This is a genomic window from Alteromonas oceanisediminis (assembly GCF_018474025.1).
Taxonomy (GTDB): Bacteria; Pseudomonadota; Gammaproteobacteria; order Enterobacterales; family Alteromonadaceae; genus Alteromonas_E; species Alteromonas_E oceanisediminis.
In genome coordinates this window covers 119,158-145,215 of the sequence record NZ_JAHCTA010000006.1, presented here as the reverse complement: position 1 = coordinate 145,215, position 26,058 = coordinate 119,158, and the positions used below count along the sequence as shown (strand labels likewise).

At 47.1% G+C, this 26,058-nt stretch carries 17 protein-coding genes; all 17 read left to right on the top strand.

The window, feature by feature from the left end; genetic code table 11:
* Window positions 1–304 precede the first annotated feature (304 nt).
* Window positions 305–1,384 (top strand): pyridoxal-phosphate-dependent aminotransferase family protein, encoded by a 1,080-nt coding sequence (locus tag KIU71_RS11950; RefSeq protein ID WP_214131703.1) that lies wholly within the window; start codon window positions 305–307, stop codon window positions 1,382–1,384.
* A 167-nt stretch (window positions 1,385–1,551) separates the two neighbouring features.
* Complete coding sequence (locus tag KIU71_RS11945; RefSeq protein ID WP_214131519.1) at window positions 1,552–2,781, top strand: nucleoside recognition domain-containing protein; 1,230 nt, start codon at window positions 1,552–1,554, stop codon at window positions 2,779–2,781.
* 138 nt (window positions 2,782–2,919) lie between these two features.
* A complete protein-coding gene (locus KIU71_RS11940; protein ID WP_214131518.1) occupies window positions 2,920–3,603 on the top strand; it encodes an SIMPL domain-containing protein in 684 nt (227 codons plus the stop codon).
* A 37-nt stretch (window positions 3,604–3,640) separates the two neighbouring features.
* The gene (locus tag KIU71_RS11935; protein ID WP_214131517.1) at window positions 3,641–4,093 is read left to right on the top strand and encodes a GAF domain-containing protein; all 453 of its coding nucleotides are present in this window, start codon (window positions 3,641–3,643) and stop codon (window positions 4,091–4,093) included.
* Window positions 4,090–4,377, top strand: a complete 288-nt coding sequence (locus KIU71_RS11930; RefSeq protein WP_214131516.1) for a hypothetical protein — start codon at window positions 4,090–4,092, stop codon at window positions 4,375–4,377. The genes KIU71_RS11935 and KIU71_RS11930 overlap by 4 nt, the downstream gene beginning before the upstream one ends.
* Window positions 4,378–4,398: 21 nt before the next feature.
* Window positions 4,399–5,055, top strand: coding sequence for an RNA chaperone ProQ (proQ, locus tag KIU71_RS11925; protein WP_214131515.1), 657 nt, complete (start codon window positions 4,399–4,401; stop codon window positions 5,053–5,055).
* Between the two features lies 1 nt (window position 5,056).
* Window positions 5,057–7,096 carry a carboxy terminal-processing peptidase gene (prc, locus tag KIU71_RS11920; protein WP_214131514.1) on the top strand — a complete coding sequence of 680 codons (2,040 nt, stop codon included), beginning with the start codon at window positions 5,057–5,059 and terminating at the stop codon, window positions 7,094–7,096.
* Between the two features lie 92 nt (window positions 7,097–7,188).
* Complete coding sequence (locus KIU71_RS11915) at window positions 7,189–8,535, top strand: sodium-dependent transporter (RefSeq protein WP_214131513.1); 1,347 nt, start codon at window positions 7,189–7,191, stop codon at window positions 8,533–8,535.
* Window positions 8,535–10,013 (top strand): Na+/H+ antiporter NhaC, encoded by a 1,479-nt coding sequence (gene nhaC, locus KIU71_RS11910; RefSeq protein WP_214131512.1) that lies wholly within the window; start codon window positions 8,535–8,537, stop codon window positions 10,011–10,013. The genes KIU71_RS11915 and nhaC overlap by 1 nt, the downstream gene beginning before the upstream one ends.
* A gap of 24 nt (window positions 10,014–10,037) precedes the next feature.
* Window positions 10,038–12,611 carry an aminopeptidase N gene (pepN, locus tag KIU71_RS11905; protein ID WP_214131511.1) on the top strand — a complete coding sequence of 858 codons (2,574 nt, stop codon included), beginning with the start codon at window positions 10,038–10,040 and terminating at the stop codon, window positions 12,609–12,611.
* A gap of 8 nt (window positions 12,612–12,619) precedes the next feature.
* Window positions 12,620–12,847, top strand: coding sequence for a DUF2835 family protein (locus KIU71_RS11900; RefSeq protein ID WP_214131510.1), 228 nt, complete (start codon window positions 12,620–12,622; stop codon window positions 12,845–12,847).
* A gap of 177 nt (window positions 12,848–13,024) precedes the next feature.
* Complete coding sequence (locus KIU71_RS11895; protein WP_214131509.1) at window positions 13,025–15,103, top strand: DUF1302 domain-containing protein; 2,079 nt, start codon at window positions 13,025–13,027, stop codon at window positions 15,101–15,103.
* Window positions 15,104–15,114: 11 nt separating this feature from the next.
* The gene (locus KIU71_RS11890; RefSeq protein ID WP_214131702.1) at window positions 15,115–16,482 is read left to right on the top strand and encodes a DUF1329 domain-containing protein; all 1,368 of its coding nucleotides are present in this window, start codon (window positions 15,115–15,117) and stop codon (window positions 16,480–16,482) included.
* A gap of 70 nt (window positions 16,483–16,552) precedes the next feature.
* On the top strand, window positions 16,553–17,575 hold the full coding sequence (locus KIU71_RS11885; RefSeq protein WP_214131508.1) for a WD40/YVTN/BNR-like repeat-containing protein: 1,023 nt from the start codon (window positions 16,553–16,555) through the stop codon (window positions 17,573–17,575).
* A gap of 8 nt (window positions 17,576–17,583) precedes the next feature.
* Complete coding sequence (locus KIU71_RS11880; RefSeq protein ID WP_214131507.1) at window positions 17,584–19,905, top strand: efflux RND transporter permease subunit; 2,322 nt, start codon at window positions 17,584–17,586, stop codon at window positions 19,903–19,905.
* 229 nt (window positions 19,906–20,134) lie between these two features.
* A complete protein-coding gene (locus KIU71_RS11875) occupies window positions 20,135–24,979 on the top strand; it encodes an NAD-glutamate dehydrogenase (RefSeq protein ID WP_214131506.1) in 4,845 nt (1,614 codons plus the stop codon).
* A 66-nt stretch (window positions 24,980–25,045) separates the two neighbouring features.
* Window positions 25,046–26,053: a quinone-dependent dihydroorotate dehydrogenase gene (pyrD, locus tag KIU71_RS11870; protein WP_214131701.1), complete on the top strand. Its 1,008-nt coding sequence runs from the start codon at window positions 25,046–25,048 to the stop codon at window positions 26,051–26,053.
* Window positions 26,054–26,058 lie beyond the last annotated feature (5 nt).

The following is a 26,058-nucleotide window of genomic DNA, read 5'->3' as shown; positions in this document are numbered from 1 at the left end:
AGATCACTATCGCTCAAAATATAAACATTTTTTCAAAGTATTTTATTGGGTCACTTTCCATGCATCAGAAAGTGATCGTAGGTCATTGAAATGGCAGAGGTAACTTAAAGAATCAGGCGTGCTGAATTGGATGGTTGTTGATAAAAGAAGTGAATTGCCGTCGTTATTCCGCGACACCCATATTCACTGGGTGAATGCTTGTTATTCCGAATTGTTTTTTGATGAATGTATGAAACAATGGGGTCTTTGATGCGCTAAAGCGAGGTCACGCATGTCTACCTTTATACCACAACAACGAACTTTAATGGGGCCAGGGCCCTCTGATGTATCGGCGCGCGTGCTCAATGCACTTGCAAGACCAACGTTAGGACACTTGGATCCACAGTTTATCGAACTGATGGATCAAACGGGGGACTTATTGCGCTACGCGTTTAACACTCAAAACAGTTTAACAATGTCCATTTCAGCGCCAGGTTCAGCGGGTATGGAAGCCTGCATTGTTAATTTGATTGAGCCAGGTGATACCGTAGTCGTGTGTATCAACGGTGTATTTGGTATGCGCATGAAAGAGAATGTGACTCGGTGTGGCGGCACTGCCATCGTGATTGAAAGCGAGTGGGGTGAACAAACCAGCCCAGAAGAACTGGAAAATGTATTGCAAGCCAACGACAACGTCAAAGCGGTTGCGTTTGTGCATGCAGAAACATCCACCGGTGTGCGCAACGATGCTCAGCGATTATGCGCAATCGCCAAACAACATGGCTGTTTAACGATTGTTGACGCGGTAACGTCGCTCGGCGGTATCGAGCTCAACATTGACGAGTGGCAGATTGATGCATGCTATTCAGGTTCGCAAAAGTGTTTGAGCTGTGTGCCCGGTCTGTCACCAGTTACTTTTAGCGAAACCGCACTTGAGGTCATCAGGAATCGACAACACCCGGTACAGAGTTGGTTTCTCGATTTGAATCTTATTTTGGGATACTGGGGAGCGGGTACAAAGCGTGCCTACCACCATACTGCGCCGGTCAACAGTATTTACGCATTGCATGAATCGCTGTTGATGCTTCAGGAGGAAGGCTTGGAAAATGCGTTCACGCGCCATAAAAAGGTGCACGAACTACTCAGAGAGGGGCTTGAATCCATTGGGCTGACTTTCGCGGTCGATGAGGCGTATCGGTTGCCCCAACTCAACGTGATCTTGATTCCAGAGGGAGCAGACGATGCAACCGTCAGAGGCCGTTTGTTGAATGAATTTGGTCTGGAAATCGGTGCCGGACTAGGTAAGTTTGCCGGTAAAGCATGGCGTATTGGCTTGATGGGCAGTGCGTGTACACCAAGAAATGTTCATCATTGCGTGGAAAGTTTGAGGCATGTTCTAGCCTAAATTAAGCCCCCGTATGCCTCAAGGTTGCGGGGAGCTCTCTGCCTCAACACATCGTCGACAATATAAAGGCGCAGACGGTAGCCACTTTATTCTGTTTCTCATCTCATCTTTGAATAAATTATTCATATCGCCTATGCTAGCCGCACTCTAGAATCATTGGATTAACGATGCTGCATCGAATTTGGTTGTTTTTCATTGTGTCTGCTTTTTTAGCAACACTTTGGCAAGTGTTTGTCAGTGGTGATTTGTCCGCATTTCAGGATACGATGACTGCCGTGACCAGTATGGCGACGCTCAGCGTTGAAATTGCCATTGGTCTGATCGGATTGCTAGCGTTTTGGTTAGGCATTTTTCAAGTTGCTGAAAATTCGGGTCTAGTCGCTAAAATATCGCGGCTGCTTGAGCCTCTGTTATGCCGACTCATGCCTGACATTCCACGCGGCCACCCGGCGATTGGCAGTATCACTATGAACATGTCAGCCAACTTACTGGGACTCGACAATGCAGCCACCCCCTTTGGTATTAAAGCCATGCAGGATATGCAAACGCTTGCGCCCAAAAAAGATACTTTGACTGACAGTCAGATTCTTTTCTTAGTGCTCAATACGTCGTCAGTGACATTATTCCCGATTGCCGTATTTCTCTACCGAGCTGAACAGGGAGCTGCGCAACCGACCGATGTGTTCATTCCCATATTACTCGCCACCAGTGCGTCAACCCTTGCTGGACTGTTTGTGACCTGCGCGGTACAAAAAATTAACCTGTTCAACCGTGTGGTAATGGTTTATTTGGTCGGCCTGTTCAGTTTGCTCTTTGCGATCATTTTGTATTTCTCGCAGCTTGCGGCGGATCAGCTGGCAGAACAATCATCAGTAGTCGCTAATTTTGCATTACTGACGTTCATTGTCGTTGTGCTTATCGCCGGTTGGCGAAAAGGGCAAGATACCTATGAGTTGTTTGTAGAAGGCGCCAAAAAGGGCTTTGAAGTAGCGATATCCATCATTCCATTTTTACTGGCAATGCTGTTTGCGATAGGAATGCTGCGGGCTAGTGGAGTCATGGACATGGTGGTGCAAAGCATCGCTACTGGTGTCACCGCATTGGGTATGGATGCTCGCTTCGTTGACGGACTGCCCACTGCTTTGATGAAACCGTTGAGCGGCTCAGGCGCTCGAGCATTAATGATTGAGACCATGCAATTTCACGGTGCTGATTCTTTTGCGGGTCGATTAGCGTCCGTATTGCAAGGCTCCACTGAAACCACCTTTTATGTGCTTGCAGTCTATTTAGGGGCCGTCGGCATTAAGCACAGCCGCTACGCAGTAGGATGTTGTTTAGCCGCTGACTTTGCCGGAATTTTTGCTGCAATTTGCGTAAGCTATTGGTTTTTTGGCTAGTTAGGTCATCAATGACTCGAACTCGCTATAAGCCTGAGGTTAGGCTAACTCAAGCATGTTGATTAACGTAGGATTCATGTGATATTCAGCAATTTGCGATATCCTATTACACAGTCACTTAAACAAGGAATATCACTGATGCGAAATTTATTATTGTTGTTTACTGTTTTATTCATTAGCACATCAGCTGTCGCGCAGGCCAACCCCGATAACGCGACGAATACTATTTCCGTTCAGGGAAAAGCTACTGTTGCCGTTGTTCCTGATGCGTTCAGCGTGACATTTATGATTGAAGAACGCGGCGACACCGTGTCTAAGTTAAATCAGAAAGTGACTCAGTCAACACGTTCGATTATCGGCTTTTTGCGTAGCATGGATGTGGCGGAGCGGCACATTCAAACCATGCAAATTCAACTCAATCCTTGGTATGAAACCGTGCAACGTGAACGTCAGCAAAAAGGTTTTGTTTTAACGCGCACAATTTCAGTATCGCATACCGAACTCGATCAGTATGATGCACTGATTGATGGCGTACTGCGCAGCGGCGCGAACCGGATTGAGCAATTTGAATTTGTTGTGCAGAACGAAGAAGCGTTATATCTGCAAGCGCTGTCTGAGGCGATGCTGGATGCCAGAACAAAAGCTGAAAAACTATTGACGCCAGTCAATGCCAAAGTGGGCAGCCTGGTCAGTGTGAGTGAGCAACAAAATTACGCTCAACCCAGAGCACGAATGATGATGGCCGATGCGGAAATGAGTAGCGCACTACCGGGCACACAGGGTATCAGTGCTAGCGTTTTAGTCGAATTTACTATTTTATAAGGGCACTATGTTTATTAGCACCACGCTAAACGAGTCTATGCGAACAGACTACACGACGCTTCTAGCACAGGCCAAAGCGCTTATCGCCGATGAAACTGATGCGATTGCCAACATGGCTAACCTAAGCGCGCTGTTGTATCACAACATGCACGATGTGAACTGGGCCGGATTTTACCGCTTTACTGGTGAAGAATTATTGCTTGGCCCTTTTCACGGTCAACCTGCTTGTATCCGGATCGCGATGGGCAAAGGGGTTTGCGGCACGGCAGCAACACAACGCGAAACGCAATTAGTGAAAGATGTGCATGCATTTGCCGGCCACATTGCGTGTGATGCAGCATCGAATGCTGAAATCGTGGTTCCCATTGTCAAGCGTGGCAAGCTTTTTGGCGTATTGGATATCGACAGTCCGTCGGTAGGCCGGTTCACGCTTGAGGATAAAGTTGCCCTCGAACAATTAGTCAGTTTATTGGTAGACCGTTTACCGTGAAAACATTTATCGATATCCATACCGTGTTGTCAACGCCAGAAGACATGTCAGATCAGCATGACGACCTCGAGGCGGCCAGCGATGCACTCAATGTAGTGCTGCATAGCCTGTACGATCAGGTAGACGACGATATTCCGGTGTCACAATTGGAAAAGATGATTCAGCATTGCTGGGAATTTTGGCATACAGAACAACAACTCACCGAGATAGATGATGATGATTTACGCGATTGGGTTGACCAACTGCTGGCAACTTGGGATGATTCAGACACACAACACGATTGAACTTAAGCGCGCACCAAATTAATGGAAACCAGTCAAAAGTTTGCTAACAGCAAAGAAGTCATTGCATTTTTAGCCGAATCCTATCCTCAGTGCTTTACGCTGAGTGGCCCTGCTAAACCGCTCAAAATCGGTATTTTTCAAGAGTTAGCAGCAGCTCTCGAGGAAGAACCGAGAGTCAGTAAAACCTTGCTACGCGCATCGCTGCGTCACTACACCAACAGTTGGCGTTATCTGGAATCCATTACGGCTGGCGCCCATCGCGTTGGGCTTGATGGGTCAAATGATGCTGTGATAGAGCAAGAACATGCCGAACACGCACAACAGCAGTTGGAAGAAAGCAAGGCGAAAGCTGCAGAGAAGCGCAAGGCATTAAAAAAAGACCAGCATAAGAAAAAATCAGAGCGACACGGGGGGGCAGCTAAGCCTCGTGGCGCGAACGCTGCGAGAAATGCGGGAACTAAATCCGCGCCTAGTCACTCCAAAAAACCGGTCGCGCAGAAATTAACTGCTGACGACATTCGCGTTGGTACTCATGTCACTGTCAAGTTGGGCAAAGTACCTATGCCTGCAGTTATTACCGATGTCGCTAAAGACGGTATCCACGTTCAAGTTGACAGTGGTATGGTGGTAAAGGTAGACGAAAGCGCTTTACGTTTGGCGAATTCCAAGAGGTCGTAATATGAAGAAATTGCTTCGTACATCCATCGCAACTGCTGTGTTTGCTTTCACAGCTCCTATCGTCGCATCGCCGACAGGCGACAGCATTGAAGATTTACCCCTGTTAAAACAGGAATCCCAGCATGCTGCGGCCGCGAAACGTGTATCGAAGCTATTTTCTCGCGCTCACTATTCTGAGATTGCGCTGGACGACGCGCTCTCTGAGAAGGTTTTTGAGCGTTTTTTAAAGTCTCTTGATCACAACCGTAATTTATTCCTACAGCAAGATATTGATGAATTCTCAGCCTATCGAACGCAGTTCGATGAAGCGATTAAACTGGGTGACTTAAATATTGCTTATGTGATGTTCACCCGCAGCCTTGAGCGCAGAATTGAGCGCTTGGAATATTCGCTGACCCTGTTGGACAAGCCCTTCGATTTTACAAAAGAAGGGGATGAGTTTCACTATAGCCGTGAAGATGCTACCTGGCCCGAGAACGTGGCTGAATTAGATGAACTGTGGCGTCAACGTGTTAAATATGACGCACTGAATCTTAAATTGGCAGATAAAACGCAAGAAGAAATTAAAGACTTATTACACAAACGCTATTCACGAGCGATTAAACGCGTCAATCAAACCAGTAGTGAAGATGTGTTTCAGACGGTGATGAATTCATTTGCGCGCAGTATCGAAGCGCATACAAGTTATTTGTCGCCACGCAACGCTGACCGATTCCAAATGGAAATGAACTTGTCGTTTGAGGGTATTGGCGCGGTGTTGCAGAGCGAAGACGACTACACCGTTATTCGCAGTATCGTGCCTGGCGGTCCTGCTGATGCATCAAATGAGTTAAAGCCTGATGATAAAATTGTCGGTGTTGGTCAAGCTGATGAAGCCTTTGTTGATGTAATAGGCTGGCGACTTGATGAAGTGGTTGAACTGATCAAAGGGCCCAAGGGTAGTGCAGTGCGTTTGCAGGTGATGAAAGGTACAGGCGATAGTAAGAGCTTCGATGTGGTCGAATTGACACGGGATAAAATCAAGCTTGAAGATCGCGCGGCAAAATCTGAAGTTTTTGAACCAGAATCCGGCCCTCATCAAGGTGAAAAGCTCGGTATTATCGAGATCCCTTCTTTTTACAACAATTTGCACGCAGATGTTAAGAAGGAAATTGATGCGCTTAAAGAACAAGACGTCAAAGGCGTTATCATCGATTTGCGTGGGAATGGCGGTGGCTCCTTACCGGAGGCGACTTTGCTGACCGGACTGTTTATCGATAAGGGACCGGTTGTGCAAATCCGTTATGGCGAAGGGCGGGTAAGTGTGAATCGCGACACGGACGGTGTGGTGCATTACGACGGCCCGCTAACCGTTTTAGTGGATCGCTACAGTGCATCAGCGTCTGAGATTTTCGCCGCGGCAATGCAAGATTATAATCGCGCATTGATCATTGGAGAACAAACGTTTGGCAAAGGAACCGTGCAGCAACATCGCGGTCTGGGCCGAATTTACGATCTGTACGAAAACCCGCTCGGTAGCGTGCAGTTCACCATTGCTAAATTCTATCGGATCAACGGTGGTAGCACGCAGCATAAAGGGGTTGTTCCTGATATTTCTTATCCCAGTGCAATTGATCCTGCAGAGTGGGGCGAAAGCCAACAGGAAAACGCTCTGCCGTGGGACAGTATTAATCGCGCTAATTACATGACATTCAGTGATGGTGCTCAAACCTTGGATATTTTGGCGGCTAAGCACAAGAAACGCGTGATGCAAGATCCTGAATTTCAATATCTTTATGAAGACATCGCTGAATACCAAAAGAATAAAGATAAAGACTTTATTTCGTTGGTTGAAGCCGAGCGCTTGAAAACAAAACAGGAAGCTGAGGCCAAGGGCTTGGCCCGTGTCAACGAACGCTTGGCGCGTCTAGGTATGGAGCCGGTGACGTCGTTGGATGACCTGCCTGAATCGCTCGAAGATATTGATCCGTTTCTGACTGAGGCGGCCAACATCACATTTGATATGTTAGAAACTGGCAAATATGCTATTGCAACCAAATAACAGTAGACAATAATACCAATAACGGGCTCAATTAGGGCCCGTTTTTTCGTCTTTAGGCGACTGCATAATAATTATAAAATAGAGGAATATGCATGAGTGCTCGCGGTGAATTTTCATCCCGTTTTGGGTTTATACTGGCGGCTGCCGGTTCGGCAGTGGGGTTAGGCAACATTTGGGGCTTTCCCAATCAAGTCGCTGAAAACGGTGGGGCCGCTTTTGTGCTCGTCTACCTTATCCTTGCCTTTGTGTTAGCGTATCCAGTGTTAATGGCTGAACTCGTGATTGGCCGCGCTAATCGTTCCAACATGGTCGATGCACTCAGCAAAATTTCCGGTGGTATTTCAGGAAAGGCGGTTGGCTTATGGGGCTGCGTCACGGTGTCGTTAATACTGGCGTTTTATGCCATCGTGGGTGGCTGGATGATTGCCTACTTAGCCGAACCAGTTACTGGCTTTCTGGGACTGGAAGCTGCATCGGCCTGGCTAGTTGGTTTTTCTGTTCCGCGTAACGTCATACTGTGCGCTGTCTTTTTTAGTTTGACGGCTTTAATTGTGACCGGTGGCGTGCGTGGTGGTATTGAACGCTGGTCCGTGCGTTTGATGCCGACCCTGATATTTATTATCTGTGCGTTGATCGTTTATGTGAGTTTCCAAGATGGCGCGATGGACGGCTGGCGTGTGTATTTGGTCCCTGACTTTAGCAAAGTGTTCAGTCCTGACTTGCTGGTAAGCGCCATGGGTCAGGCATTTTTTAGTATGTCGTTAGGGGTTGGAACGATGCTGGTGTATGGGTCCTACATCAGCAAAAAAGAAAGCCTCCCTGCATTAGGCGCATCGGTGGCCTTGGTTGACATCGGTGTGGCCATTATCGCTGGTATGTTGATTATTCCTGCTATGTACGTTGCTTTAAATAATGGTGTCGAGATATTTACATCAACCGGCGCTTTGATTGGCGGAGATCAACTTATCTTCACTGTGTTGCCTGCGTTGTTTGACTCGATTGGTGGCGTCGGCCCGCTGGTCGCGCTGGCTTTTTTTGCATTGATGGTGATTGCGTCACTGACATCGTCTATTTCGATGCTTGAAGTACCGGTCGCCTATTTGGTTGAAAACAAGAATGTGTCGCGCACCAAAGCCGTATGGCTATTAACCGCAATGATATTTGGGTTGAGTTGCGTGATTATTTTTAACTTTTCGTCACTGTTCGGATTAGTGATTGACGCCACGACGAAATACTCTCAACCCTTACTGGGTTTTGCTTTGTGTCTATTTGCGGGTTGGGTATGGCGACGCGATGCTATCCTGACAGAACTTAAAGAAGGGAACCCGACCATCGAACAAACGCTGTTTTGGAAAATTTGGCCCTTTTATGTGAAATTTATTTGTCCGGTCGTCATATTACTGATGTTTGTTCGTTCAGTGATTTCAGGTGGTGAATAATGAGTACGCATATTAAGACACCTAGCCTGCTGGATTCTCTGCTCCCGGTTATCCTGCTGATCGTTATGATGGGCAGTGCCGTGTATTTATTTGGCGATAATTCTTCTTATGGCCCTAATCAGATCGCGCTGTTGATTGCCACTGGCATTGCGGCCATCGTGGGCATGAAAAATGGTCATCGCTGGGATGATATTGAGAAAGGTATCGTGAATGGGATTTCAATGGCACTCGGTGCCTGTTTGATTTTACTCGCGGTAGGGGCGCTGATTGGTACCTGGATGCTGTCGGGTACAGTACCGACGTTGATCTATTACGGCCTTGAGTTGTTGAATCCATCAATGTTCTATGCAGCGGCTTGCATTATTTGTGCGGTTGTCGCGATGAGTATTGGTAGTTCATGGACCACCGCAGCCACGGTAGGGGTGGCACTAATGGGTGTCGCTGCGGGTATGGATATGTCGCCGGCGATCACCGCTGGTGCGATTATTTCGGGGGCCTATTTCGGCGATAAAATCTCTCCCTTAAGCGAAACCACCAATCTGGCTCCGGCTGTCGCTGGCACTAATTTGTTTGAGCATATTCGTTATATGCTATGGACGACTATTCCAAGCTTTATTCTTGCGCTTATCTTGTTTTTGGTGCTGGGCTTTAATGCAGACTCTCAAACGTCGTCCGCGCGCATTGTCCAAATGCAGGCATTGTTAGCGGAGTCGTTCGATCTGAGCTGGTACTTACTGGTGCCACTGATTGTGTTGCTCACGCTGGCCGTTAAAAAAGTGCCCGCATTTCCGGCAGTATCTATTGGGGCTTTGTTGGGTGGTGTTTGGGCGCTATTGTTTCAACAGGACGTTGTTACGCAAATGATCAGTAGCGAGTTCAGTGGTTTTATCGGCCAGATAACTGTGGTTTGGACGGCATTGTTCGACGGCGTTGTGTTTAATACTGCGGATGAAAACTTAAACAGTTTATTGTCGCGAGGGGGCATGTCCTCGATGCTGAATACGATTTGGTTGATCATCTGTGCGATGTCTTTCGGCGCAGTTCTGGAACGCGTCGGACTGCTTAAGCGCGTGGTGAGCACCATATTACACGGTGCTAAATCGGCAGGCGATATGGTCTCGCGAACTATCTTGACCTGCATTGGCACCAATTTGGTCACGGCTGATCAGTATATGGCCATTGTGATGCCCGGGCGCATGTACAAGGAAGAGTTCGAGGCGAGAGGGTTAGATCAGCTTAATCTGTCGCGAAGCTTAGAGGACGGCGGTACATTGACGTCGCCGCTGATCCCATGGAATACCTGTGGCGCATATATGCACGGTGTTTTAGGTGTACACCCATTCAGCTATTTCTTTTACGCGTTTTTCAACCTGATCAGTCCAGTATTGGCCGTGGTTTACGCTTACTTAGGCATCAAAATTCTTCGTGTTACACCGCCTAATCTGGATCCGCATTTAACCGCCCAACAGAAAACCTGAGCACGGGAGCATTGAACAGTATTTATGGCAATTAAAGCAGCGAAACGTAGGCTTGACTATCAACCTCCATCACATTTGATTCCTACCATTCGATTGGCGTTTGAGCTTGAACCTGAAGCGACAACGGTGACCTCCGTGATGAGGGTTAAACAGAATCCTCAGGCAACACCGCAAAGCACTTTGCGCCTGGATGGCGAACAACTACAACTTCACCGTGTTGAAATTGATGGCAGGCAGGTTGAGGATTTTGTTCAGGATGACAACAGCCTGACGCTGCACGATGTGCCATCGGAGTGTGAAATTTGCATCGTTACCACAATTAATCCTGCAAGGAATACGTCGCTTGAAGGCTTGTACGTATCAGGTGGCGCGTTTTGCACTCAGTGTGAAGCTGAAGGGTTTCGTCGCATCACTTATTGCCTGGATCGCCCTGATGTATTGTCTGTTTTTACTGTGTCAATAAGTGCAAACGAGACAGCGTATCCCGCACTATTGTCTAACGGTAATATGCAGCACAAGGAATCACTTGAAAATGGTTTGCACAAAGCAGTGTGGGCAGATCCATTTCCAAAGCCCTGCTATTTATTCGCCCTCGTAGCGGGAGACTTCGATGTTTTGAACGATACTTATACTACGCGCAGTGGCCGCTTAGTTCAGCTTGAATTGTATGTCGATAAAGGCAAAAAAGATCGAGGTCATCATGCATTAGCATCATTAAAACGTGCCATGCATTGGGATGAAGAAACGTTCAACCTTGAATATGATTTAGATGTCTACATGATTGTCGCGGTTGATTTCTTCAACATGGGCGCGATGGAAAACAAAGGGCTGAACGTGTTTAATAGCAAATACGTGTTAGCTGACAACGCCACCGCAACGGATGAGGACTTTTTCAATATTGAGTCGGTAATCGCGCACGAATATTTTCATAACTGGACCGGCAATAGAGTGACATGCCGTGATTGGTTTCAGTTGTCACTAAAGGAAGGTTTGACCGTTTTCCGCGATCAACTCTTCAGTGAAACCTATCACTCGCCACTGGCAACGCGAATTAAGCAAGTACGGGTGATGCGTGAGCACCAGTTTGCTGAAGATGCCGGGCCGATGAGTCACCCGATCCGCCCAGACGAAGTGATAGAGATGAATAATTTCTATACGGTAACGGTCTACGACAAGGGTGCTGAAGTTATCAGAATGTTGTGGACCTTGTTAGGCAGTGACGGATTCAAGCGTGGGATGGCCCTGTATTTTGAGCGCTTTGACGGGCAAGCCGTTACATGCGACGATTTTGTGGATGCGATGCAGGATGCCAATCAACACGATTTATCCCTATTTAAACGCTGGTACAGCCAATCGGGCACGCCGCAACTGTCGATGAGCTGGTCAGATAATAATGAGCTGCTTGTTGAACAGGATACACCGGAGACAGCGGATCAGTCGGTCAAATATCCACTGACATTCCCTCTGGTTTATACCGTCATTGATGAAAGTTCAAATGGTGTCACGTCAACGACTCAGCAGAAAGTGATGGATCAGCGAAGCGCTGCGATTGCCTGTGATAGTCAACAAATCAAGCCTACCATCATTTTAAACAGTGGTTTTGCTGCCCCTGTTAAGGTCAAATCAGAACATTCGCCACACGCATTGGGTTTGATACTAAACCATGCCGACAATCCGTTAGACCGATGGGACGCAGCGCAGACGCTGTTCCTTAAAGCTGTCGAGCGCATTGAAGCCAATCCATCTTCGTCTTTGAACGATGTGTATGACGTATTTCTGCAGTTTCTAGCGCGATCTGACGATGATGTTGAGCTTATTGCTGAAGTCATGACATTACCCAGCCTTGAATCTGTGGTAGCAAGCCGTGACACCTTTAACATCGACACACTCGTTGCCGCGCACAAACATGTGCAAGCAGGCATTGCGCATCATTGTCAACATGCGTTGTCACGCATGTTAGAGACATTGATGCCACAGCGGAACTACTGCTACGAGCAACAGGAGATTATGCGGCGGCGATGTTTACACGCTGTACTGCAAATGCTCGCGCACACTCGCGATGAGAGCGTTATTGACACGATCAGCGCATTGTTCAACAACGCCGACAACATGACAGAAAAACTATCTGCATTGCGCGCTGCTCAAATTGCTGATTTATCGGCCTTTGATCGACTGATGACTGAGTTTGAACAGCAATGGCAACACGACCCCTTAGTGCTGGACAAATGGTTTGCACTACACGCAACGTCTGAGCGAGACGATATTTTATCGCGGGTACACCTGCTGATGGAGCATCAACAGTTTAGCGTGCGTAATCCAAATCGCCTGCGCGCCATCATAGGCTCGTTTGCATTTTACAACACAGCCAGGCTGCATGCCGCTGACGGTTCCGGTTATCGCTTTTTGAGTGAGCAGTTAAGCCAAATCGACTCGGTCAATCCTCAAGTTGCTGCTCGCCTAGTCACACCACTATTAGCGTGGAAGAAATTTGATCCGCAGAGGCAGGAAATGATGAAGTTGCACTTAGTGCGTCTGCTAGACAATGCCAACATCAGCAGCGATTTGTTTGAAAAAGTGAGTAAAAGTTTAAGCGCGTGACAGGTAGCATGAGCCATCAAACATTTATCCTCAATATAAGTGTCAATTATGCTCGCTGCGAGCAGTTGTACAGGCAAGGTTACGCGACGGTGGTCGTGCCCACCGTTGATGGAAAGCGTGTACAACTGCCTAGCAAGAACCTGCGCCCGTTCGTCGGACCTAAAGGGATCCATGGGCGATTTCTGTTAGTGACCGACGAAAAAAACAAATTAGTCAGTTTGCAAAAAATCGATTGATTGCATGTTGCGCTGTACATTAATTGAACCAACAGTCGCATGCAGCGATAAATAGGCTTCAACTGGTACGATTTGTCCTTGCGGTTGAGCAAAAATGATGTAATCATTTTGTTAACTAGTCTACATATGGTCTTAATGCCATTAACGTATCGGCAATGGCTCAGGAGAATAAAAACGATGACAAACAGGCCTAGTGCATTCAAAAAAACACCACTAGCGATAGGTATCGCGACCCTCATTGCAGGTTCGTCGATAGCTCATGGCGCCAGTTGGGACTTTGGTGATGTGTCTATTAATTTAGATTCAAACTTTACGCTTGCGACCAGTATCCGTACCGAAAAGCGCGACCTTGGCTTAATCGGTAACAGTAACCTACCTGTATTTGATTGGACCGGCTATAACGCTGCGACGAATGTGATTTACCCGTCTCAAGACGTGTGGGCATTGGCGAATGGGGTAGGTTCTTACAGTACAAATGGTGATCTGGGCAATCTTTCGTTTGACCAGGGCGATTCATTTTCCACGCAGATTTCTGGCTTGCATGAGCTTGATATCACCTATGGCGATTACGGTTTCTTCGCGCGTGGCCTGTACTTCTATGACTTTGAAATGCTCAATGGCAGTCGTCCTTGGTCAAATCCGATTACGGGCAAAGAAGTTGACCTATGTGATGACCCTGAAGCTCGCAACGAATTGTGTTCTGACATTCGACTGCTTGACGCGTTCGCTTATGCGGATATATGGGTAGGCGACATGCCGTTAACGGTACGAATTGGTGACCAGGTGGTGAGTTGGGGGGAAAGCACCTTCATTCAGCATGGTATCAACAGCACCAATCCCGTTGATGTTACACGCGCTCGGGCACCGGGTGCCGAACTGAAAGAAGTATTTATACCGGTAGGGATGGTTTTTGCGTCGCTGGGTGTGTCTGAAAACTTAAACCTGTCGGCGTACTATCAATACGAGTGGGAAAAAAGTCTGCTTCCTGTCGCCGGTAGCTATTTTGCAACCAATGATTTCGCAGGCGAGGGCGGCCAGACCAATAACATTCAACTTGGTTTCACAGGCAATCCAGATATTGACTTAGACTATTTGCTAGGTGCCATGAATGATTTAGGTGATGCGCTACGCGGTGGTGCCAATCAGGCCGCCATTGGTAATGCACTACTTGCGCACAGCACAAAAGTCGGTGTACGTGGTTTTAGTGATGCCGCTCACGATGATGCTGATGACCAAGGTCAATACGGTATTAAAATTGGTTATTTTGCCGAGGAATTGAATTCGACTGAGTTTGGTTTCTATCATCTGAATTACCATAGCCAACGGCCATTGATCAATGGTATCGCTTCAGACTTTACTCAAGCAGGTATCGGTGCAGATTTAGCGTTTTTGGCGTCTAATGAAATTACGCGACACAACATTACTGACCTGAACACTTTCGCGGAAGCAAGGTTTGTTTACCCTGAAGACATCAAACTGTACGGTATCAGCTTCAACACTAACGTCGGTACTACCGCATTAGCCGGTGAAGTGGCTTATCGTCAAGATGAACCCTTACAGATGGATGATGTTGAATTGCTGTATGCAGCGATGCCAGAGCAATTAGCTATTGCCGGTTTACGCCCCGATCTGGCAGGGATTTCTCAGTACGCTAACACCGGACGGGTTGCGACACCGGGCGGCGTTATCGATGGTGTTTTGTATTCAGACACAGTTCAAGCACAAATGACAGCGTCACATGTGTTTGGTCCAATGTTTGGTAGTGATAACTTTGTGTTATTAGGTGAAGTCGCCTATGTCAATATCAATGACTTCCCTGATCCCAATGTCATTCGCTTAGAAACACCGGGAACGGCTAGAACACCGTCTTTAGAGCCTATTGTTAATCCTGATGGTTCGGTGAACAACCGAGAAGGTTTGCACATCGGATTGTCTAATGGGCCAGAAACTAACGAATTTGCGACATCAAGTGCGTGGGGTTATCGATTATTAGCGGTGGCTGACCACAATAATATTTTTTCAGGTATTAATCTACGTACACGCGTCACGTTTTCACATGATGTGAATGGCACAACCCCTAATCCGTTGTTCCTGTTCACTGAAGATGTTAAATCAGCCAACATAAGCTTCACATTTGATTATTTGAGCCGTTGGTCTGTTTCAGCCTCGTATAACGCATTCTGGGACGGCGCTGGCACAGCGAACCCGTTATCAGACCGTGACTTCGTGTCGTTTAATATTAAGTATGCGATCTAGAGGGAAGTATGATGATTAAAAAATTAGGTATTATTGCGGCCACCATTAGCTTGGCACTCTCAAGCCAAGCCGCTTTTGCAAAAGTCAGTGCAGAAGAAGCCGCAAAACTGGGCGCATCATTGACCCCACTTGGCGCTGAGAAAGCAGCCAACGCAGACGGTTCTATTCCAGCGTGGAATGGTGGTATTACGACACCACCGGCTGGTTTTGAGCCCGGTGGTTTCCATATTGATCCGTTTCCTGATGACAAAGTGCTGTTCGAGATCACTGGCAGTAATTATAAAGAGTATGCAGACTTTCTCAGTGAAGGTCAGAAAAAGCTGTTTGAGACTTATCCTGATACTTACCGTATGCCGGTGTATCAAACCCGTCGCAGTGCATCAAACCCACAAATCATTTATGATGAAACAAAGGCAAACGCGACTCGTGCTGAGCTCCTAGACGGCGGTAATGGGTTAAAAGGTGCAGCGATAGGGATCCCGTTCCCCATTCCTCAAAATGGATTGGAAGCAATTTGGAACCACATACTGCGTTATCGCGGTGAAGCAGTTGCTCGTTTTGGCGGTCAGGCTGCGGTGACTGCGAGCGGTGATTACAATGTAATCGGCTTTGATGAAGAGTTGTTGATCAAGTACGCCACGCCGGGTGTTACCCCAGAAAAGCTGCTTGAAGACAACATTTTGTTTATGTTCAAACAGCAGGTTACCAAGCCAGCTCGTTTAGCGGGTACGGCTTTATTAGTTCATGAAACGGTGGATCAGATTAAAGAACCGCGCAAAGCGTGGACGTATAACACCGGTCAACGTCGGGTGCGTTTAGCGCCAAACATTGCGTATGATACACCGGGAACGGCGGCTGATGGCCTGCGAACTACCGATGACTTCGATATGTTTAATGGTTCTCCAAACCGTTATAACTGGGAGTTAAAGGGTAAACAGGAAATGTACATCGCGTACAATAACTACAAGCTACACAGTGATAAAGTAAGTTATGCCGATATCCTACAGCCTAACCACGTTAATCCTGATTTAACACGTTTTGAAAAACACCGTGTATGGGTTGTTGAAGCGACATTGAAAGATGAATTCCGCCATGTTTATCAGAAGCGAGTGTTCTTTATCGATGAAGATAGCTGGCAGATCCATGTTGCTGATATGTATGATAATCGTGGTGAGCTTTACCGTGTTGCACTGGCCTATGGGGTAAATTACTATGATGTTCCTACACATTGGTCTACGCTTGACGTATATCACGACTTGAATTCACGTCGTTATCTAGCGATTGGATTGGACAATGAAGAGCAAATGTATGACTTTACGATCCGTCCGAACGATAATGAATTTACCGCTTCTGCCTTGCGTCGCGCTGGCAAGCGATAAGACACCTGAACTATGAAACGGTTGGTGTTGTGAGAGCAGCACCAACCGTTTTTTTATATAGCGAGCACGCATGACAAGACAATTTCGCCTACTCGGTTCCCTGTTGCTGCTGACGGCCTTTGCCAGTGGAGCCAATACTTTTCAAGCCCCTCTTGTTGAAAAATCCCTGCTGTTAGATGCCGCCACCGATAAAGCCACCGTTGTGGTAGGAGAGCGCGGTCACGTCATCGTTTCTACGGACGGCGGAAGTTCTTATCAGCAACGACAGCTACCGATTGTTACTACATTAACGGCCGTCGATTTACGTGATGACAATATCTGGGTAGCGGGTCATGATGCGACTATCATGCACTCAGCCGATTTGGGTATGAATTGGGAAGTGCAACTGCATGAGCCTGATTTACAGCGGCCATTCTTAGATATTTTGTTTTTTGACGATAAACACGGCGTCGCCTCTGGTGCTTATGGCCTGTTTTATCGTACCGAGGACGGTGGCAAAACATGGCAGAGTGAAAAGCACGCGTCATTGCTGAATCCGCTCGACCTTGAATATCTTAACGAAATTAGATTGGAAGACGAAGATTTTTACGAACAGGAACTTTCTTCCATACTGCCGCATTTAAATCGTCTCACGCGTTTTGATGATCGTTTATATATCGCAGGTGAACAGGGCTTGCTGGCAGTGAGTGATAATAAAGGGCGTTCGTGGGAGCGTTTTGATGTGGACTACGCCGGTTCGTTTTTTGATATTACGCCAGTGACCAACGATACTATTATGGCTGCCGGCCTGCGTGGCACGGTTTATTTAAAGTCAGTTGAAGGGACATGGCAACGTGTTAACTCTTGCACGACCTCAACACTGAATACGATTGTTAAATCAGACAACGATACCCTGGTTATTGTCGGAAACAACGGTGCTGTATTGACGGTTGATATACCTAAGCTATTGGCCAATCCCGATGCCGCGTGCACAACAAATGGTGTCGTTAGAGCGCAACTGGAAACAAAAAGTGCCATTGCAACGCTGATTAATCATGCATCATCAATGACCGCTGTGACCTCTGACGGTTTGCAGCCCTTAGTCGTTAAGTAGGAAGGGCCATGTCCGCTATCAGTAACTTTCTAGAACGTATTATTTTTAATTACCGTGCCATTGTCATTGGCATTTTTTCAGCGATCACGTTGGGGCTGCTGTACAGCGCGTCGCAGTTGAAATTAGACGCTGGGTTTGAAAAGAACATTCCACTTAATCATGAGTACATGCAAACCTACATGAAGCACCGTACTGATTTTGGTGGCGCGAACAATGTTTTGGTATCGGTGTGCGATAGCAGTGGGAATATTTTTAATAAGACATTTTTCGACACACTCAAAGATGTTCACGATCAGCTATTTTTTATTAACGGTGTCGATCGCTCATTAGTGATTTCACTGTTTGCGCCTTCGACGCGTTTCACCGAGATTGTAGAAGGTGGTTTTGCTGGAGGGCCAGTGATCCCCGCCGATTTCAATTCATCAAACCCTGATGCGTTGGAGTTGGTTGCTGCCAATATTGAAAAGGCCAAGATTGTGGGCCGTCAGGTGTCTGATGATTACTCCTGCGCCATGGTAACAGCGCAATTGCTCGAACTTGACCCTGCTACCGGTAAACCGCTGGATACACTGGCAATCGCCTCAGAACTGGAAGAAAAGCTGCGCGGACAGTTTGAGAACGACAAAATCTCTATTCACGTCATCGGCTTCGCTAAAATGATTGGCGATGTTGCTGATGGCGCGAAAGATGTGCTGGTGTTTTTCGCCATCGCTATCGTGATTACGGCGTTGATGGTGTATTTCTTCTGTAAATCACTGATGCTGACCTTTTTACCGCTGCTATGCTCAATCATTGCGGTCGTGTGGCAGCTTGGGCTGCTCACCTTATTAGGCTTCGGTCTTGATCCCATGTCAATCTTGGTGCCGTTTTTGGTCTTTGCGATAGGCGTCAGCCATGGCGTGCAAATGATTAACGCAGTTGGCAAAGATGTGGTCAAGGGAATGAGTGTGTTCGAGGCAGCCAAAGATGCCTTCCGGGTTTTATTGATCCCCGGTGGTATTGCGTTGCTGTCCGATACGGTTGGCTTTATGACGCTGCTGGTTATCGACATCGGCATCATTCGAGAACTGGCGATTACGGCGAGTATGGGGGTAGCGGTTATTATTTTCACCAACCTCGTACTGCTACCCGTGTTGATGTCTTACACCAAACTGGACGAAGGCTACATCGCTAAGTTCGACGGTAAAGAAAAGCGCTCAGATGCATTTTGGAACGCAATTGCCAAATGTTCGAATAAGGGCACGGCGATTAGTATCGTGTTAATCACATCGTTATTATTCGCATTAGGGCTTTACCAATCACAGCAGATGAAGATAGGTGATTTGCACGCAGGTGCGCCCGCGCTACACGAATATAGCCGATACAATCAGGATACGTTTTTAATTACAGACCGTTATGAGATCACGGTTGACTACTTGTCGGTGCTGGTTGAGACCACACCCGAAGCGTGTACGTCTTATGAAGTCATGAACGCCATTGATGAGTTTCAATGGCGGATGGAAAATGTCAAAGGTGTACAGTCAACTGTATCATTAGCATCGGTATCCAAGGTGGTGAACGCGGGTTATAACGAGGGGAATATTAAGTGGCAGATTATTCCGCGTAACCAGCAAACGCTTGTACAGGCAATATCGCGCGTGCCGACATCGTCGGGGCTTTTGAATGGCGATTGTTCAGTGATGCCGGTGATTTTGTTTATGCAAGACCACAAGGCTGAAACCATTTCGCGAGTGGTTGATGCTGTCAAAGCCTATCGTACCGAATTTGAGACTGACGATATGCAATTCAAGCTGGCTTCAGGCCCCGTTGGCGTAATGGCGGCGACGAATGAAGCGGTGTCAGAAGCACAAGATCCGATGATGCTCTATGTGTTCGGTGCGGTCATTTTGTTGTGTTTGCTCAGTTTCCGCTCATTACGATCGACATTGTCAGTGGTGATCCCGTTGTATGTGGTATCTGTGTTGGCACAGGCACTCATGACGCTGCTTGAAATCGGATTAACGGTATCAACATTACCCGTCATCGCACTGGGCGTCGGCATCGGTGTTGATTACGGTATTTATATTTTGTCGACAATGAGCGCGAAGCTTAAACAGGGCGCTTCTGTTGAGTCGGCCTATCTCGACGCACTGAAAGAACGGGGCAGTGCCGTGCTCTTTACCGGAATTACATTGGCCGTGGGTGTTAGCACGTGGGTGTTCTCGGCACTCAAATTCCAAATGGACATGGGCATTTTGTTAACCTTTATGTTCTTGGTTAACATGCTCGGTGCCATCGTTGTGTTGCCTGCATTAGCGAGATTGATGTGGTACAACCGTAGCGAGGATTAAAAATTGCGCAACTGGTAATGGATAGACCAGTTGCTGATTGCATATTTCCGATAGAAAAGGGCATAAGGTGCCCTTTTTTATTGCGTATTCTGAATAAGTATCTAAAGTGTAAAGAAGTCGTAAAAATAGCGCTTTTATTCGTAGTGAGTTTTAGTGAGAATATACAGATAGAGCATTGTATTTTCACGTAATCTCACCATAACGCGATGACTAATAAAAAGGTTAACGAATGACATTCGCCACAAAGCCTCACTCTGTACTCCTAGAAAACGTCTACAAAATGATTGACAAAAACGTCGATAAAGCGTTTGCAGCGCATGTAAAACAGTTTGCCCAACGACTGTACGCAAACATGGCTTCTGACGATTTAGATAACCGCAATGACAGTGACCTGTATGGCGCAGCATTGAGTTTATGGCATCAATTTGAAGTGTTCGACGAATCGACGCCGGCGATTCGGGTATTCAATCCTGAAATTGCCAAACATGGCTGGCATAGTAGCCATACGATTGTTGAGATCATTGTTAAAGATATGCCGTTTTTGGTTGATTCTGTGCGTATGACGCTGAATCGACTGGGTATTACCTCACACCTTCTGTTGCACAGTCCGGTTTCGCTTAAGCGAGATGCGCGGCAAAAGGTGATCGAGTTTATCGACAACCCCAAGTCCACCGATAAAAACGCTGTCAAACAAACGGTATTTTTAATTGAAGTTGATCGTCAGAACTCCCCGTCAGCATTGAAAAACCTCACCAAAGAGTTGCACTCCGTGGTTGATGAAGTGTCGCTGGCTGTGACTGACTGGCAACCAATGCGAAGTCGCCTTGATGCGGTTATCAAACAGATAGAAAGTGATTCTGATGCGCCGGACGCCAAAATGGGACGCCAACAAACGTTAACATTCTTGCGCTGGTTGGCAGATCATAATTTCACCCTGATGGGTTATCGACACTACGAAGTCAAAGCCATAAAAGGCGATCATCGCTGGGTGCCGGATAACGACTCAAGTCTCGGGTTGATGAAAAACTCAATAACCGATCGCGATCGATTAATGTCGCGCATGGCTGCCAGTGCTCAGAAAGCCGCACTGGGTCCCGATCCTTTTATTTTAACCAAAACCAACACGCGCTCACGTGTGCATCGGCCTGCCCACATGGACTATGTCGGCGTAAAAGAGTTTAACGAAAAAGGCGATGTGATCGGTGAACATCGTTTTATCGGCCTGTACTCGGCCTCGTTTTACAACAGCAGCGCCACGCAGATACCGGTATTGCGCGAAAAAATTGAACGCGTCTGTGAATTATCCCGATTAGAGCCCGGCACGCATGCTTACAAAGCATTTGTTAATATCATCGAGACCTACCCACGCGATGAGATATTACAAAGTACCGATGCAGAATTAATGCAGATTGTATTGGGTATTTTTCAGATGCAGGAACGCGGGATCACGCGTTTGTTCATGCGCAAGGAAATTTTTGGTCGATTTATTTCGTGCATGGTATTTGTGCCGCGTGAAAAATATAACACGCAATTGCGCAAAGAAACTCAAGCATTACTTAAGCAAGCCTTTGGTAGTGTAGAAGAGGTCGAATTTACGACTTATTTTTCGGAGTCGGTGTATGCCAGAACGCACTACATTGCACGCGTTAAAGACAATAATGTGGAATACGATGTGAAGGAAATAGAAAACAACATTATCGAGCTTACAAAGACTTGGTCTGACCGATTAGCATCAGCGATTGTTTCAGCGCATGGTGAAGCTGCGGGCAAGGATTTACAGCAGCGCTACGGCAATGCATTCTCGCGCAGCTATACAGAATCTAATCTGCCCAGCGCAGCACTGGTAGACATTGAACGGCTGGAACTTTTATCTGACGAGAATCGGCTCGACATGTTGTTCTATCGTCCGCAGGAAGAGCCGACGGGCAGTGAGATCGTAAAGCTTAAGCTGTTTCACAAAGCTGAACCTATTCATCTGTCTGATGTGTTGCCCATGCTTGAAAACTTCGGTTTGCGGGTAATTGATGAAAGCCCTTATCGGGTAACCTGCGATGAAGGTAACGTGAATTGGATCATGGATTTCAAAATGCTGCATAAGCGTGTCGGCGATTTCGACATGGAAAAGGCGCAGCAGTTATTCCAAGATGCATTTTCAAAAGTGTGGAACAACCATCTGGAAGATGATGGTTTTAACCGACTGATCCTCGGCGCGAATTTAACCGGGCGCAGTGTCACCATCTTGCGTGCTTATGCTAAGTACATGAAGCAGATCGGCGGCTCGTTTAGTCATGACTATATTGCCAACACCTTGGCCAATTATCCTAAAATTGCCGAGGCGTTGGTCGCTTTCTTTGACCAACGGTTTAATCCGAATGCGAAACGTACAGCGAAGAAAACCGAAAATTTAGTTGCCAGTATTGAAAGTCAATTGGATAGCGTTTCGAATCTTGACGATGATCGGATTATCCGCCGTTATTTGGATTTGATGAGAGCGACCTTACGAACCAACTTCTATCAAAAAGATGATGCGGGCAAATTTAAGTCATACATCTCATTTAAAATGTTGCCGGAAAAAATTCCGGAGATGCCACTACCGCTGCCTAAGTTTGAAATATTTGTATACTCCCCGCGCATTGAAGGGGTTCATCTGCGCGGTGGTAAGGTTGCCCGGGGTGGTTTGCGTTGGTCTGATCGTCAAGAGGACTTCCGTACTGAAGTACTCGGGTTGGTGAAAGCGCAGCAAGTTAAGAATACCGTTATCGTTCCGGTTGGCGCTAAAGGTGGCTTTGTGTGTAAAAAGTTACCCATCGATCAGGGGCGTCAGGCGATGCTTGAGGAAGGGCAAGCCTGCTACCGCATCTTCATTCGTAGCTTACTCGACATCACCGATAACATCGTGGAAGGTAAAATCGTTCCACCAAGAGATGTGCTTCGATTGGATGAAGACGACCCCTATTTAGTTGTCGCTGCCGATAAAGGCACGGCCACATTTTCAGACATTGCCAACAGCATATCCAGCGAGTTTAATTTCTGGTTGGGCGACGCTTTCGCGTCTGGAGGTAGCATTGGCTATGATCATAAGAAGATGGGTATCACCGCGCGGGGTGGATGGGAATCGGTTAAACGTCATTTCCGTGAAATCGGCATCGACTGCCAAACAACCGACTTTACGTGCGTGGGTATTGGTGACATGGCAGGAGATGTGTTTGGCAACGGCATGTTGCTGTCGAAACACACCCGCGTTGTTGCAGCATTTAATCATCTGCATATATTTTTCGACCCCAACCCTGATGCGGCATCGTCTTATCAAGAAAGAAAACGCTTGTTTGAAAACCCAAGCCTGTCATGGGACGACTACAACAGAGAATTAATTTCTGAGGGTGGCGGCGTCTTCACGCGTTCGTCAAAGTCCATCAAACTGACACCGGAAATGAAGAAGTGGCTAGGCACACGCCAACTGGCAATGACGCCCACGGAATTGATCCACAATATTTTAAAAATGCCGGTTGACCTGCTGTGGAATGGTGGTATCGGTACTTATGTGAAGGGCAGTAAAGAAAGCCATTCTGATGTGGGTGATCGTGCCAACGACGTGCTCCGTGTGAACGGTAAGGATTTGCAGGCCAAAATCGTCGGTGAGGGCGGTAACCTTGGCCTCACTCAGCTCGGCCGAATCGAATTTGCATCACACGGTGGTCGGGTCAATACCGACTTTATTGATAATGTGGGCGGTGTCGATTGCTCTGATAATGAGGTAAACATCAAAATCTTACTCAATGCGCTAGTGAGTGAAGGTGAGTTGACCATGAAGCAGCGTAATGCGTTGCTCTATGAGATGACGGATGATGTTTCTGAAATCGTTATTCAGGATTGTTACCGACAAACACTGTCAATCTCCATTACCGAACGCGCGGGAGCGAGTTTAATCAAAGAGCAGCTTCGCTTCATCCATGGTTTAGAGCGCGAAGGGTCATTAAATCGAGAGTTAGAGTTTATTCCTAACGACGATGAAGTCTCTGATCGACTTGCATCCGATCGCGGCTTTACCCGCCCAGAACTGGCGGTATTGATTGCGTATGGAAAGATGGTGTTGAAGCATAAGTTCAATATCACTGATATCACGCAAAACCCTTACTACAATCAATTGCTGATCAATGCGTTTCCCGCGTTGTTACGTGATAGGTTTTCTAGCCAGATGCAGAATCACCCGCTGCGAGGCGAAATTATAGCCACTAAGTTGACCAATGAAATTGTCAACGACATGGGCTTAAATTATGTTTTCCGCATGCAGGAAGAGACCGGCGCAACCGTCGCAGATGTCGCCACGGCCTATTCGGTGGTCAAAGCGATATTTGGTATTGGTGACTTATGGTCGAGCATTGAGGATCTGGATAATGCTATCCCAGCAGATACTCAGCTGGAAATGTTCGAGCAGGCGCGCCGCACTATTCGCCGCGCTTCTCGCTGGTATATTCGTCATGGTAATAAATCGATGGGTATTGAAGAAGCCATCGCTCAATACAAAGGTGTGTTTGCGGATTTGAGCGATAACCTGAGTGAATACTTGGTGAAAGAGGAATATCAAACTGTCCAGAAAACCATTGACCGTTATGTGAAAGACGGCGTGCCAGAAGGCATTGCCAAACGGGTTGCTAGCTTCAGTAACATGTTCTGCTCACTTGATTTAGCGCAAATTCTGTTGACCGACAAACGCTCAATCGACGTTGCTGCTAAGCTGTATTATCAGTTGGGTTCCAAGCTTGAACTACACTGGTTCTTGGAGCAGATCAACAACCAGAGTGTGAGCAACCATTGGCAGGCGCTTGCGCGTGCTTCTTATCGAGAGGAACTTGACTGGCAGCAGCGCAGTATTGCTCAGGCATTGTTAGCGCAAGCCCCTGATGAGACTGATGCAGAGGTGATCCTGAAGCAATGGATTGACGCGAATCGAGAGCTGCTACAACGCTGGTATCATATGATGTCAGAGTTTAAGACCAGTACCACACATGAATTTGCTAAGTTTTCTGTCGCTTTACGCGAATTGATGCTGTTAAGCGTGAAGGCAAACCATTAAAATAGCGCCATTGCGTATTTATGAGCCCTGCAATGCAGGGCTTTTTATTAGGAAATGTGTTTGCCTATGTATGGTCTTGCCCAAAATGCTTTACTCCATTGTGATCCTGAAAAGGCTCACGATCTCACCATTAATTGGCTCAAATACTCCCAATCCAATCTGTTGCGCTGCACTTATGCACAACAGGTTCCCACCAAACCCGTGACCGTATTTGGCCTCAACTTCAACAATCCAGTAGGGCTAGCCGCAGGGTTAGACAAAAATGGTGAATGTGTCGATGCTTTCGGACACATGGGCTTTGGATTCGTAGAGGTGGGTACAGTGACCCCAAAACCTCAGCCGGGCAATGAAAAACCTCGTTTGTTCAGGCTGCCTGAGAAACAGGCCATTATTAACCGAATGGGTTTTAACAATAAGGGGGTTGATTATCTGGTTGAACGAGTCAGACAGAGACGCTATCCCGGTATCCTTGGTATTAATATTGGCAAGAACAAAGCGACCGAAGAACGCGACGCGTTGAACGATTATTTGCTGTGCTTAGACAAAGTTTACGCGCATGCCGATTATGTGACAGTCAACATTTCTTCACCCAATACGCCGGGCCTTAGAAACCTGCAGTATGGTGATGCATTGAACAAATTGCTGGAAGGTTTAAAGCAGCGCCAGTTGTACTTGGCCGATCAGCAAGGACAATACAAGCCATTGTTGGTTAAAATCGCGCCCGATTTATCGGATGATGAGATCCGCTCGATTGCGCAGTCGTTCATCAGCGCAGGTATTGACGGCGTGATTGCCACCAATACCACCTTAGATCGTAGTCGAGTCTCAGGCATTGAGCATGCTAATGAAATGGGTGGGCTATCGGGGGCAGTGCTGACAGAAAAAAGTTTGCATGTGACACGTGTACTGGCCGATGCGCTTGAGCAGAAACTTCCCATTGTCAGTGTCGGTGGTATAGACAGTGCAGCGGCGGCCAAGGCTCGCCTTGATGCTGGGGCATCCTTAGTACAAATTTACTCGGCGATGATTTACCACGGCCCTAAATTAGTAAAAACCATTGTTTCGGGTTTGTAATATAC